Origin of the sequence: Novosphingobium sp. ZW T3_23, assembly GCF_044987305.1 — a bacterium.
Lineage (GTDB): Bacteria > Pseudomonadota > Alphaproteobacteria > Sphingomonadales > Sphingomonadaceae > Novosphingobium.
In genome coordinates this window covers 1-13113 of the sequence record NZ_JBJDRF010000087.1, presented here as the reverse complement: position 1 = coordinate 13113, position 13113 = coordinate 1, and the positions used below count along the sequence as shown (strand labels likewise).

General features: G+C 59.9%; 8 protein-coding genes and 3 pseudogenes. 2 read left to right on the top strand and 9 right to left on the bottom strand.

Annotated features, from left to right (window positions below; genetic code table 11):
* From ACI3K3_RS24325 to ACI3K3_RS24315, 3 genes are all read right to left on the bottom strand, one after another.
* On the bottom strand, positions 1-327 hold a 327-nt coding region (locus tag ACI3K3_RS24325; RefSeq protein WP_404918466.1), incomplete at its 3' end, for a DUF4126 family protein.
* A 223-nt stretch (positions 328-550) separates the two neighbouring features.
* The gene (locus ACI3K3_RS24320) at positions 551-739 is read right to left on the bottom strand and encodes a hypothetical protein (RefSeq protein ID WP_404918464.1); all 189 of its coding nucleotides are present in this window, start codon (positions 737-739) and stop codon (positions 551-553) included.
* A 375-nt stretch (positions 740-1114) separates the two neighbouring features.
* Positions 1115-3241, bottom strand: coding sequence for a TonB-dependent receptor (locus tag ACI3K3_RS24315; protein WP_404918462.1), 2127 nt, complete (start codon positions 3239-3241; stop codon positions 1115-1117).
* A gap of 373 nt (positions 3242-3614) precedes the next feature.
* Here ACI3K3_RS24315 and ACI3K3_RS24310 point away from each other — a divergent pair, with 373 nt between their 5' ends.
* Positions 3615-3740: a hypothetical protein gene (locus ACI3K3_RS24310; protein ID WP_404918470.1), complete on the top strand. Its 126-nt coding sequence runs from the start codon at positions 3615-3617 to the stop codon at positions 3738-3740.
* 53 nt (positions 3741-3793) lie between these two features.
* Here ACI3K3_RS24310 and ACI3K3_RS24305 read toward each other — a convergent pair.
* From ACI3K3_RS24305 to ACI3K3_RS24280, 6 genes and pseudogenes are all read right to left on the bottom strand, one after another.
* Positions 3794-4199, bottom strand: a pseudogene (locus ACI3K3_RS24305) (ABC transporter permease); the annotation flags it as partial.
* A pseudogene (locus ACI3K3_RS24300) lies at positions 4196-4929 on the bottom strand (ABC transporter ATP-binding protein). The pseudogenes ACI3K3_RS24305 and ACI3K3_RS24300, both read right to left, overlap by 4 nt.
* Positions 4930-4987: 58 nt before the next feature.
* Positions 4988-5443: a MerC domain-containing protein gene (locus tag ACI3K3_RS24295; RefSeq protein ID WP_404918460.1), complete on the bottom strand. Its 456-nt coding sequence runs from the start codon at positions 5441-5443 to the stop codon at positions 4988-4990.
* 7 nt (positions 5444-5450) lie between these two features.
* A complete protein-coding gene (locus tag ACI3K3_RS24290) occupies positions 5451-7532 on the bottom strand; it encodes a TonB-dependent receptor (RefSeq protein WP_404918468.1) in 2082 nt (693 codons plus the stop codon).
* 165 nt (positions 7533-7697) lie between these two features.
* A pseudogene (locus tag ACI3K3_RS24285) lies at positions 7698-9689 on the bottom strand (TonB-dependent receptor); the annotation flags it as partial.
* A gap of 248 nt (positions 9690-9937) precedes the next feature.
* Positions 9938-10864, bottom strand: a complete 927-nt coding sequence (locus ACI3K3_RS24280; protein ID WP_404918458.1) for a LysR family transcriptional regulator — start codon at positions 10862-10864, stop codon at positions 9938-9940.
* A 1311-nt stretch (positions 10865-12175) separates the two neighbouring features.
* Between ACI3K3_RS24280 and ACI3K3_RS24275 the strand changes: the two genes are divergently transcribed.
* The gene (locus ACI3K3_RS24275) at positions 12176-12958 is read left to right on the top strand and encodes a DeoR/GlpR family DNA-binding transcription regulator (protein ID WP_404918456.1); all 783 of its coding nucleotides are present in this window, start codon (positions 12176-12178) and stop codon (positions 12956-12958) included.
* Positions 12959-13113 lie beyond the last annotated feature (155 nt).

Genomic DNA, 13113 nt, shown 5'->3' with positions numbered 1-13113 from the left:
GCCGACGACCGCCCCGGCCACCCCTGCAACGAGGCCGACGATCCACGAGCCGCCCCCAGAAGCGCTGGCCGACGCTAGCGCCGCTCCGGCAAGCCCGCCGCTGACCAGCCGCGCGCCGAACTGCTGCGGCACCCTGCGGCTCGGCGTCGAGGGCAGCTTGTCGGTGACGAGTTCGACCAGCGCCGCCACGGTCAGTATCCAGGGGGTGAAGTGATAGCCCAGCCATTCGAGCCAGCCGCCTTTGATTGCTACAAGGCCGCAATAGGCAGCCCAGCTCACCAGCACCGGCGCCATCATCGCGCGCAAGCCGGCCACAATGCCGATCAAGAATGACAACAGGATGATCATCGGTTCGTCCTCGAAACAGGGTTTCCGGGGCGCCAGACGCGACGCTGATCTGTAGCGCTGCATTGCCCTACGGTCGAGTAGGATCGCAGGGCAGGGCGCAGCCACTACGGATTTTGACCGGGCTCTACGGAGGCGGGTGTCAGGCGGCGTAATGATCGGCGGGCAGACGGCGCGAAAGGTTGGAACGCAGCGCCCGGCGGGCTCATCCGCGAAGCTTGCTGTCGATGGCGAGGTCTAAGAAGAGCCGGTCGCGGATCCGCCCATGCTGGTAGAGAGAGAAGCGAATTGCCCATGTCTGACGGAGTTTCAGCGCTCGCTTTGCTCCATTCTTGCCTCCGGCGTTCCAAGATACCCGCTCGCGATCGGCGGGATCAAACTCTGATAATCCCATGTTACATCTCCTGTGGCCCTCACCGCCACAGGTTGAGCGCTTCAGCGCAGGCCGACCCGTTTAAGCCTCTCAGCAGCGATTTTTTTGGCCCCTAGCTGCTGACGGGTCTGCTATCCCGTGGCGCTCCGTTACGAGCCAGACAGGCTGTTCACCCCGACCTTCTGGCCATAGCGGGCTCCGAACCGCCCAAATAAAGCGGTCATCGGTTCAGGTTGTGAGCAAGACAACAAACGGCCGCTATCAGGGAGCTGCAGAGGCCACCTGAGCGACTGTTGTCGGGGGAAGCGGATGGTGCCCGACAGGCCCAGAAGCGTGAGCACGAGGCCGATTAAGCCTCTCGCCCAGCAGTGCAGCGTGTCGGGCAGCTTCATCATGTCAGAACCGGTAGTCCCAACCCAGCGTGACGGTACGGCCCCGGCCGGTGAAATAGCGGGCATTGTCGGTCGCCGCGGCGGTCGAGCGGATCGTCTGGCTGTTATAAGTGACATAGTCGACATCGAATAGGTTGGAGGCCGCGAGCGTGATCCCTCCCCAGCGCAGCAGGTCGTAACGCAGCACGGCATCGGTCAGTGTATAGCCCGAAAAAGCAGTGTTGGCCGGCGCGCCGTCGAACTTGCGGTCGAGATAGAGACCCGCCTGCACGCGCGCCGACACCGGGCCCCTGTTATAGCTGGCCCAGACGTTGATCCGGTCGGGCGAAATGTTCGCGCCGTCGAGGTCGATATCAACCTTGTCGTCCTTGTTGCTGTCCGTGCGGCCCGACAGATGGGCATAGCCCGTGCCGAGTTTCAGCCCGTCCACCGGAAGCTCTACTGCAAGGTTGATTTCGAACCCTTCGATTTCGATGCGTTGGCGCTGAACGTCGTAGACGCCCGCGCTGTTCATGACCAACAGGCCGCCATCCTTTGACGTCGACCAGAAATAGGTCGCGCTGGCATCGAGGGGGCCCCGCTTGATTTCGATGCCCACCTCGCGATTGTTGGAAATGACGGGGGTGACGTTAACGTCGTCGATACTGAAGTTCGACTGGGTCGCGCCGTTGACCGAGCGCAGGATACGGCCGACGTCCGCGATCGAATAGCCTTCGGCATAGCTGGCATAGGCGCGGACGCCCTGCGCAGGCTCGACAATCACGCCGCCATTGATCAGCAGATCGTCAAAGGCGCGCGTGCCGCCGCTGACCTGGGCCGAATTATAGGACGCCAGCGTCACATAATCGTCGACCTTGAGTTGGCCATTCTCCCAGCGCCCGCCGCCCGCAAGGCGCACGGCGCCGTCAAACAGCTTCAGATTGGCCTGGCCGAACGGAGCGAGTGTGCGGAAGGTGGTCGGCGGGACCCAATAGCGCCCGGTCGCGATCAAATCCTGCTGGGTCTTGTCCCACATCGAGTCAAAGCCAAGCGTGACGTTGAGTGCTTCGAAAAATTGCCGTTCATAACTGACGCGCGCACCCAGCTTGCGCGAGCGGTTCGCCGACTGGTCGAACAAGGTGCCGTTGGGAGCGATGCTGGCGTCCTGAAAGGTCGCGTTCACGTCGCCGCCGAAAATATCGCGCGACCGATTGAAAAAGGCCTGAAAGATCAGATTGCCGCCGCCGAGATCGGTATCGGTCAGCGTCAGGTTGACGGTTTCGACGCGATTGGAGGCCGCTTCGCCCTGTATGTCACCACGCTTCGAGCTGCTAGGAAGCCCCGTCGCTCGATTGCCCGTGACCTGGACCCAGTCGCCATTGCCTTCAAGATTGAAGCGCGTCGCGAACAGTTCCAAGCGGGCGGTCGACGACACATCATAGCCCAATCTAGCGAAGAAGCTCAGGCTCTTGCTGTCCTGTACGTCGCCCTGCGTATTATCGATGCCGATGCGGCGGCCTGCGCCGTCATAATAAAGCCCGCGCGTTTCATAAGCGACGCCGCCGGTCACGTCGAACGCGCCCTGGCGATAGCTAAGCAGTCCGCCGAGCTTGCCGCCAAAGCTGTTGCTTTCAAAATTGCCGGTCGATCCTTGCACCAGCACGCGGCCGGAGAGGCCTTCTTCACGCGGCGCGTTGACCACCACCTGATTGACCACGCCGCCGGTCGCGCCGATACCCTGCAATGCGTTCGATCCGTAGATCAGTTCGACGCGATCGAGGAAAAAGGGGTCGATCGTATAGCCATCGCGCGATCCGTCTCGGATCGGCGTCGACTGCGGAATACCGTTGATCGCATAGAGCGGCGAGCGACCGCGCAGCGTCTCGCCCGCACCCGACAGCTTTTGCCGTGAGGGCGAGAAACTGGGGGTCAGGTTTGCCACTGCATCAATGACCGAGCCCGAGATCGCGACCTGTTGGTCCAGACTGTCCTTGGAAATGACATCGATTGTCAGCGGCAGCGCGCTGGGCGGCAACGTGGTGCGGGCAGCGGTGACGACGATCGTCTCGTCGGGCCTCGCCTCCTCAGCCATGGCCTGCGCGGACACGGCGACACTGACAAGCGCGGAAGAAGCAAGCAAAACATAACGCATGACGAGACCCCCGAAAATTCTCGGTCCGCGTAAACACGCTCAACCATTAACGCAAATGATTATTAATAGCGACATTGGCGCAGATGAGCACGGCAGGGAAATTGTTCGCACAAAGCCGCCGCTCGGATCCTGAGCTTCTCGGGGTCGACCTAGGCCTCCCTCTCCCTGTACCTCGATGGAAGCACCGAGATGGCCGACGTGAGCGGAAAGCCCCTCGGGACGGCGCGCGAGGCTACCCGCGGCGAAGCCATTGTTTATGACAATGGTTGCAGCATGCGGATGCTGGCATCGATGTTTGATCCGACAGTAAAGATCCCTGGCATCGCGATCCCGGGATACTGCCCCCTCCGCAGGATAGGGCGATTGCGCGGTGATGATCGGGAAGGCCCGCGTGGCGGGCGGCCGCCCGCGAGCGGGCACAGAGCTTGGATCGGGTAGCGACGAAGATTGGACTCATAGCGTGCCGCAGAAGAAGGAGGAATGGCTGGTGGCGGTGTAACCGGACGGTCCCAGTGGCTGCACCGACCGGCAGTGAAGTCCCATCCCAAAGCGTTCGAGAACGAAGGCTGGCGTCAACTGGCCGAAGCGTACCAGCAGCGAGCTCTGATTGAACGTCGCCGAAGTTGGCGGTGTTCTGACGATGGCCTTCAAGGAACATCGAGTTTCCGGTGAACGCATCGACACCAGGATCAAAAGCGGCGAGTGCGCTCAGTGGCCGAAAGATGAAGGTGCCATAATGGACCATCCGGTGGGGATGGCGGTCAGGCTGGGAATCGAAAGCGTCCTGCGCTTCATGCTGGTGGCGCGCACGCAAATCCTCGATCCCGCGCTGATGCGCCCACGAACTTGCCATGGTAACCAGGGTGAGCAAGACCAGCAGCGCGCAGGCGATCATGGCGACGCGATTTCGGCGCATCAAGCGCAGCTCGTCTCGCGCTACGAGTGATGCGACGCTCATGCGACCAGCCTTTGCGTCGCGACCGCAAAGCGGGCGTGGAGAGCGCGCACATCGAAGCGTTCCGGCCCTTGGGCGGGCACATCCTCCGCGATGCGCCCAGCTTCAAGAGAGCAGATGCGGTCGGCAATATCGGCGGCGCTGAGCAAATCATGCGTCACCATCAGGACTGCTGTGCCGCGTTCCCGCACGGAGAGGACAAGGGCGTTGAAATCCGCTGTGGCGCGTGGATCGAGGCCGGACGTTGGCTCGTCGAGCAGCAACACCGGGACTTCGCGAAGCATGGCAACGGCAATGGCGACCTTTTGCCGCATACCCTTGGAGAAGGCGCCGAGGCGCTGGTCCCAGGCGCGTTCCTGAAGCCCGGCGGCGGCAAAAGATTCCACGATCGCGGCCCGGTCCTGCTTTCCGTCCGAGAGCGCCAGAAGATATTGCGCATTCTCCACGGCAGTCAGATGTTCGTAGAACGCGACGTTCTCGGGTAGGCGAACTGGCGCCGCGCACCATCGGGGTCGATTCCAGAATCGATACCGCACACCGAAACCGTGCCCGACTGTGCCTTCACAAAGCCGAGCAGCGTCGAGAGCGTCGTCGATTTCCCCGCGCCATTGCCGCCGAGCAGCGCCGTAACACTACCCACCGAAGCGGAAAGGGAAAGACCGTCCAGCACATGATGGTCCCCATAGGTCACGACTACATTCTCGATCAGGATCGGTGGCGAGGCGTTGGTCATGATGTCTCCCGACAGAGGTTGAGGTTTGGGGGGAATTGCGTGTTTGTAGCGGATGCGATTACCCGTCCGCCTGTTCGCTGAAGTGCGTACGGCAGGTATGTCGCGGGATCAGTCGCCAATTGACGAGATGGGTAGCGGCCAGCAGCAGCGTGCCTGTCACGGTGAGTGAGGTTTCTTGCCAACCATGCGGCATTGAAATGCCGAGGGTCATCAATGTCAGGCCACTAGCCCCCATGACAATGAGCATGGCGTTGCGATGCCGACGGAAGGCAAGAATGAGCGCGGCCGCACTCGTGGGCACGGCAAAGGCCAGTGCCATCACATGGAAGCGCTCTGGCATAGCGAGCGAGGCGGCCATCGCCGGCATCAGAAGAAGGAAGGCGGGCAGTATCAGGCAATGCACGAGGCAAAGAGTAGATCCGCCAATGGCGAGACCATCAAAGATCCGGGATAGACTGGGCATGAAGCAATCAGGCCAGAGCACCTGCCCCATTGGACAGGCGCTCTGGGCCACCTTTCCTTTAAAGCTGAAACCGTGCCGTCAGGCGGATGTCACGACCGGCCAGCGGCGCATAATCCTTCAACACGCTGGAGTGACGGCGGGCTATAACGTCGAACAGGTTGTTGGCCGAAAGGCTGAAGCTGGTGGCATTGCCCGGGATCGGGGTCCAGTTCAGCGACGCATTGACCATCGTATAACCGGGGGTTGCCGTCTCGTAGGCGGTCACGCGGTCCTGCCTGAACGCGCGCTCGACCTCGATCCTACCGCCAAGACGCTCGGCTTGGGCTGCAATGCCCCCCAGCAGGCGAAGCGGCGGAATGCGCGGCGCCGGGCCGGAATCTGCCACTGTTGCTCTGACATAATCGCCCATGAAGTCGGCGCGGATTTCCGTCTGACCGATCATGGCAAGCCGTGCAGACAATTCGCCTTCGATACCGAAGTAGCGGGCATTGGCCTGGGCATATTGATAGACGGGCAAGCCAAGCTGCGTGCCGCCGGTCTGATAGTCGTAGATATAGTTGCTGAACCAGTTGTGGTAGACAGATGCCGCGAAGCTGAAGCCTTCGCTGCGTCCCTTGAGCGTTGCTTCAAGGCCCCAGCTTGCTTCCTTGCTGAAAGTGGGATCGCCGATCTCAAATGCCTGGGTTCCCATATGCGGCCCGTTGGGGAAAAGTTCTTCAGCCGAAGGCGCGCGCTCAGTGCGCGAGGCATTCAGGCCAACCCGGACGCCCTCAGCAATCGGCAGGCTGCCGCCCAGCGAGAAGGAAAAGGCATTGAAGCTGCGGTTGATGCGAGGGTTGCCCAGATCCGCATCGGCGTCAGCTTCAAGGTCGCTATGTTCAAACCGAGCGCCGGCTTCGGCGCGCAGCAGCCCCATGTCGAGGGACTGCAGCGTGAAGAGACCGAATTGCTGGGTCTTGTTGCGGGGTAGGAATTTCTCTTCACCCGCCACGTGGAAGTTGCGAATGAGGAACTGACCGCCGATGGCGCCCTTCCAACCATCCCGCTCGGTCTGAACCGCTTCGATGCGGCCTTCATAACCTTTGTTGACGAAGGTTGTGCCAATCTCTCCGCTGCTTTCGATCTCGTCGTGACTATAATCCGCGCCTGCCGCACGCACCTTGATGCGGTCAAAGAAGCCGTCCGTTTCCACTTCGCCGCGCACATCGACGCGGGTCTGCTTCAGGTTCAGGCGAATGCCGGCATGGCTGTGCCCTGCGTGACCGTGCCCATCATCCACTTCCTCATTCTGATTTGCAGGGTCAAAGCGGGCCGGGACGCCATAAAGGCTATCATAATGGCTCACCACGAAACCGAGCGATCCGGTGTCGCCGATATAGGTCAGACCACCTGCATAATCTGCTGTTCTGGCCGCGCTGTTCGTCAGTTTCCCCCGCGCATTGGCTTTCTGCAACAGTCCAGGGTCGTTCTCAGCCTCGGCGATGCGTGCGGCCTCGTCACGCACGTCGCGGGTGTAGAGATACCCCCCGGTGCGCATGTCGCCGGTCTTGAGGTAGCTGCCATCGGCATGGAGGACGAGGTGTTGTGTGAGGGGCATGTTAAGCACCCCGCCCACGGAAGTTTCGTCTGCCGCCGAGCCATAGTTCGTGATTGCGTCCAGATGGGCCGTGCCCTCGTGGAGGCTACGGGGGATGCGGCTGTCGATCACATTCACCACGCCGCCAATTGCCGACGAACCGAACAGCAGCGCGGCAGGGCCACGCAGAACCTCAATCCGATCGGCCGTAAGCGGGTTGATCGCGGCGGCATGGTCCGCCGAAGTGTTCGAGACGTCAATGCTGCCGATCCCGTCGGTGAGAACGCGGATGCGTTCACCTTGGAAACCGCGCAGCACAGGCCGCGAGGCACTGGGGCCAAAGCTTGTGGCCGAAACACCGGGCTGGCGGGCCAGCGTCTCGCCAATGCTTGGTCGCAACTGGCGTGTGAGTTCCGTGCCCGCGAGAACGGAGGTGCCGGACAGAACATCGATCTCATTACGCAAATAGGGCACGGTGACGACAATGTCCGACGACGACCAGATATCTTCCGGATGAAGGAGGTCGGTACCACCTGCATTCGCCGAGGACGACCCCGTAGACATGGGACCGAAAATGCCGCGCCCGCCGCCACTTGACCGACCGAAGACCGGGCGCGAGGAGCCCATGCCCAGCGTTTTACGGATGCCGAACACAGTCGTTCGGCCCGGCGTGACGTAAAAATCGGAGTCGTAGCGCTCGGAATCCTGATCGTTCAAGAGATTGTCGATCCTGCCGAAGACAACCAAACTGTCGGTGATCGGCTGTTCGGCCCGCAGGTTGAAACGTTTGACCGCATCACGGTCACGCATCTTGAGGACATAGGCGTTCGCGCTGACCGAACCGTCCAGCGCCCGCAATGATATGGTCCCACCCCCGGAGTATTTCGGTGTGCTGGCGATCCGCGTTCCTACTCGCCGATCAGTAGGCGAACTTCCCTTTACCCAGCGATTGTCCGGCACTGTGATATTGCCGCGAAGCGACACAGGGCCGATCGCCGCGTCGCCTTCAATTTCCCAGCCTTTGTTGGAGATGATGCCGACATTCTGGTACTGGCTGTAAGCCCGCTCACCAACCGGGCGCACCGTTACGGGCATAAGCAGGTTGCGGCCTTCTTCATCGAAGTATGTGACCGATAGTTTGCCGATGCCCCGCCAGGTCAGGTCGAAGCCCGCATCCCAACCTTCCTTGATGTCAGGTCCAAGATGTGGGTTCGCCCGATAACCTGAAGCCTGACGCACATCCATGATAGGCGCACGGGCGCTGCGGCCCCATTGCCCACGCAGCTTGAGCGTCGCAGGCCCCCGGTCGATGACATAGGAGAGACCGACGCGCGGTTGGAACTGCCGCTGTTCGGAAGGTACGACCCACCGCAAACCTTCTTCGACACGCCCTGCCAGCGTCAGATAGAGCTGATCCCGATACCCGAACTCAGCCATCCCGTAGTAGCCATAGTTGCTCCAGTCGTCCTGGGTGGCATGGGCATCCCACGCATTGGAAAAGTCGGGATTGCCATTGGCGTCATATTCGAAACCATAAGCTTCAATCATGTCAGAATGATAGAAGGTGGCGTCTGCCCCAGCGGTGAAAATGGCAGAGAAATCAGGGCTTAGCTTTGCATCGTAGGAAGTGAAGTACCGTAGCGTCCGACGGGAGTAATTCGTGCTCTGGAGCGTGTTCTCGCCGAACGAGACGCCCTCGTAAGAGAAGATGTTCGTGTCATTTCCAAGCGTAAGGGTATGGTTCCAGTTCGGCGTAGCCTGATAGCCGATGGTCGCCGCCACCAACGTCTCGATCATGGGATAGTCGACACCGTCGATCGCGGTCATATTCCGGTGAAAATGCATGGCGCTGAGGCTCAGCGAGAAGTCGTCCCGCCTTGCCCGAAGACCGCCCGACAGCCCCCAGATCTTCGACCTGAAACTTGGCGTCCACTCGCCCGTGCTCTGATAGCTGCCTCCGACGCGATAGCCGAAATCATCGTCGCCGCCATAAAGCTGCAAGGAATGGTCCTGGACCCAGGGCGTGACCCCGTCTGGCTTGCGGCTGCTTTCGATGACGCCCGCGGACACCTGAGCAACCAATTCGGGTCCGGTGCTGCCCGAAGAGCTTCCCTTTTTCGTAACGATCTTCATCAGACCGCTCGAACCCTCAGCTCCATAAATTACGCCAGCTTGCGGGCCGCGCACGGTCTCGATGCGCTCGATCGTACGCGGATCCAGCATGGACAGGAGCGTGGGACGGGCGAGCTCAATACCGTCGACGAATATCTTGGAATAATCGCCGATCAGGTCGCTGAATCCAAAGTTAAAGACGGTCGTCCCACGCGAGTAGACCTGGGTGGTCCAGTCATACATGCCAGGGTTGATCACGAACATGCCGGGGATTTCGCCGCGCAGGAGATCGGTCATGTTCGTGACCTGCTTTTTCTCGATCTCGTCAGCCGTGACTATCGAAATTGGGCTGGAGCTTCGGCGTGCTGCACCAGGCCGTGTGCCGGTAACCGTAATAGCGTCTGCGGAGGATACGGACTCGTCTGCGGGTGCAGTCTTTGACCGGCGCTCCGATAAGTCACGTCCCTTCTTGCCTGCCGACGGTACATCAGCCTCCGCATCGGCCGCAGCCACCTCTGTGGTGTCCTGTGCCCACGCCGGGGTCGAAATCGTCGCAAAAGCGAGGGCAGTGAACGATGAACGAAGGAGAATGAGCGATTTCGGCTTCATTGCGGTTCCAAGTTAAGGTTGCAAACGTTCAACCTCTGGCAAGGCGAACGCCGGCGATGTTACGTGGTAACGTATCATCACTTGGCGGCAGCAGTTGCGGTTCTTCGACTTTCGTGAAACCCCATTTTCCAGCCCCCCAGCGATATCCGCACGACGGGGCGACCGCCCTGTTGTGACGTTATATCATCCGGCTTGAGGGCGGTTATATTAGCGGCAGGGCAGAGGCAAATTCCTCACGGTGATAACTATCATTCCACGCGCGGGACTGCGGAGCAGTGAGTGGCAAGTTGATCGATAAGCCACTCGGTTGCCGGATCGTGTCGTGCGCGCTCCGTCCAAAGGATGTGATAGTGTATGCACGTAAATTGCTCAGGCAGATCCCGAACCGCATATCCACCCATAGTTGCATAATGGGTTGCCGCACGCGCGGGCATGATAAGTAGAGCGTTGGTATCATTCAGTAATAGTGGCGCGACCCAGAAGTAGGGAATTTGCAGCGCGACGCGTCGCTGCAACCCCAGTTCCCCCAAGGCAATGTCGATAATATCGACCTGGTTCTCTTGGAGAATCATCGAGTAATGGGGCCAATCGAGCAACTCTTTGAGATCCAGGCGTGTTGATCCTGCTTGCGCCAATGGATGATTGCAATTCATCATGCATACGATGGGCTCGTCAAACAGCCAGCGACCGTGACTACGCGCGGCATCCAGGCTGAGAGCTGAAAGCGCGATATCGACGTTGCCTGTGGCGAGCTGAGCAGCACTATCCTGCCGCATTGGCACTAGCCTGAGCTGGATGCCGGGGGCTGCACGCAAAATATGCGGCATTGCGGGCGTGATAACCGAGAAAACCCCAAAGTCTGTGCAGGCTATCGTGAAGCGGCCTGTTATGTCTTTGGGATCGAAATCCGTCTGGGCGTGCAGGACCTTCCTGGTCGCAGCGTACCAGTCTTCCAGCGGTTCACGAAGCGCCTCCGCGCGCTTGGTGAATGCGATGCCGCCGTTGCCGTGCTTGATGAACAACTGGTCTCCGAGAATGGTCCTCAGCCGGCCCAATGACTTGCTAATCGCAGATTGGCTTACCCCAACTTGGCGTGCAGTGAGCGTCACGCTTTCCGTGCGAAACAACGTGTGCAGGACCTTTAAAAGATTCAGGTCAATTTGGTCCAAACGCATCAAGCAGCCTTCGCGGTTCTCTATCTGGATTTCAGTGCTGGCGTGGTGGCTCCCGTTCCGCCGTAGCTGTAATCAAAACGCTACAAGGCCCATGGCATGATATGTTGTAACATTTCAAGGACCCACAGCGAATGCCGACTTTGACGGCATCTGCGATCAAAACCTGTCAGTCTCCTACCGGCCCCGCCCTGCCTGTTCCCTGCCGCTGCTTGCTCTCTTTCAAAGCGTCCGGTGTTCGCTTGAAAACCGCCATTGCCGCGCCTGCTCGAGAATGGCGGGCATGTCCCACGACGCGGGGTTCCGCTTCCGGTGGCACACGACCAAGCCCGGTCGTTCTTCGCTTACCGGGCAAAGGCGGGATTCACCGCTAGCGGTCACTGATATAGCTAGTCCCCGTCCGGTTCTAAGCGAGTGATCTTAGCGCTGAAAGGCCCAACAGGGTGGATTGCGGACGACGCTACCTCAATTAACGCAAAAGCCCCGGCTTACGAAAAAGACGGCGCTGACTATGATCACAGTCGGCACGAAAATAGGGATGCGGTCGATAAAGTCGCTCCGGCCCAGTGCGGCATCACCGATTACGCGGACAAGATCGAGAATAGAACGGGTATGCCGATTACTGTCGCTAAAAAGCATCCAATGCGATCTTCGAGAGGCAGGCCTTCGTAACGCTCACTCATAATCTACCGACTACCACGATCATCAAGGTCCGCAATGGGGCGCTCACGGTATGTCCGGATTTCGGCGCGACCGGGTGGTATGCGGGCGATTATGGTTGCCAGACGAACTTGTCGCGGCTGCGAAGTGATCGTCGATAAAGTTCATTCGGTATCAGCGGCTCGTTAGGCTACGTCCACCGAGCGTACCCCTCACCGGTCCGCACCATCCGCAATTCGTCATCGAATTCACCGTTCAGGCCGGTCCCATCGCAAGGGCCTCCAACCAATTTTATCCGGCTCAAACTGAATCCTCCGCATCCGAAAAGCTCATTATGAGAACCAAGTGCAACAGCGACGCGAAGGTTTCAATGGCTGCGATGGGGCGTCAGCCGACCGGCAGGAATCCCCTCTGTTGGCGATGGACCACACCGAAGACGAAGGGCCGCTATCTGGATATCTTAGCCGGTCAGCCTCCGTTCCGGAATTGGCCCTTTTTCGATCAGACCCAAGCGTTCACGGCTTAAGATTCAATCGGGTGCTTCCGGCCTAACGGACGAAGATTGAGGCAATTTTTAGCTGCATCGCAGTTTCGGATGTATCGGAATACACGGTTTTGCTTGTTTAAATTTCAATCGTGCAATATCATGCGATCATGGCCAACGAACTTCCGTCTTCCCGCCGCGACTTGATCGCATCACGGCTTCTTGCTGGTGAGCCAGTTAACAGCACGGCGTTGGCAAGCGAGTTTGCCGTTTCTGAGGACGCGATCCGCCGCGATCTACGCGCACTCGATGCGGCAGGTGTCGGTCGGCGCGTCTATGGAGGTGCAGTTCCCCTTACAGTCGGCGGGGCACCGATCTCTGAGCGTTTGACCGCAGGGCTTATGGAAAAGCGGACACTCGCGAGAGCGGCCTTGTCGCTGATTCCGAGCGGAAGTTTCTTGTTTCTCGACAATGGAAGCACCAATGTCATGGCGGCCGAAGTGCTACCCGATAATGCGGACTTGGCTATCGCCACCAACTCGATCGAGGCAGCTGCCACGCTGGCTGCACGTCAGAGCTTGCCCATGGTCTTCGTGGGCGGGGGCGTCGATTTTGCCATCGGCGGCTGTGTCGACGGGACAGCCATCGAGGCTGTCTCGCGCCTGAATATCGACCTGTGCCTGCTCGGCGCCTGCACGTTGTCGGCCGACAGCGGTGTCAGCGCCTTCAATGCAAGCGATGCGGCATTTAAACGTGCGCTCATCTCGCGCAGTCGATGCACGATTGTGCTTGTTTCAAATGAGAAGTTGGGTGGCCGCGCACCGCATCGGGTCACGGGCATCGACGGTATCGATCACGTCGTCGTGTCGCATGACGCGCCAGACCCTGAAATTACCGAACTGGAAATGGCCGGCGCGCACGTTCTGCGCGCTGCGCAGCCGCAAGCGGATTGAAGGAAATATCGATGAAAACGCAGGAAGCCGGCTCGCGTCTTGCGACGCGCGCTGCCTTTTTGGTGGCTGGTTTTGGCTTGGCCTGCTGGGCGCCACTCGTCCCGCTCGCGAAGGCACGTCTCGGCGTGGATGATGGCGCATTGGGCCTCTTGCTG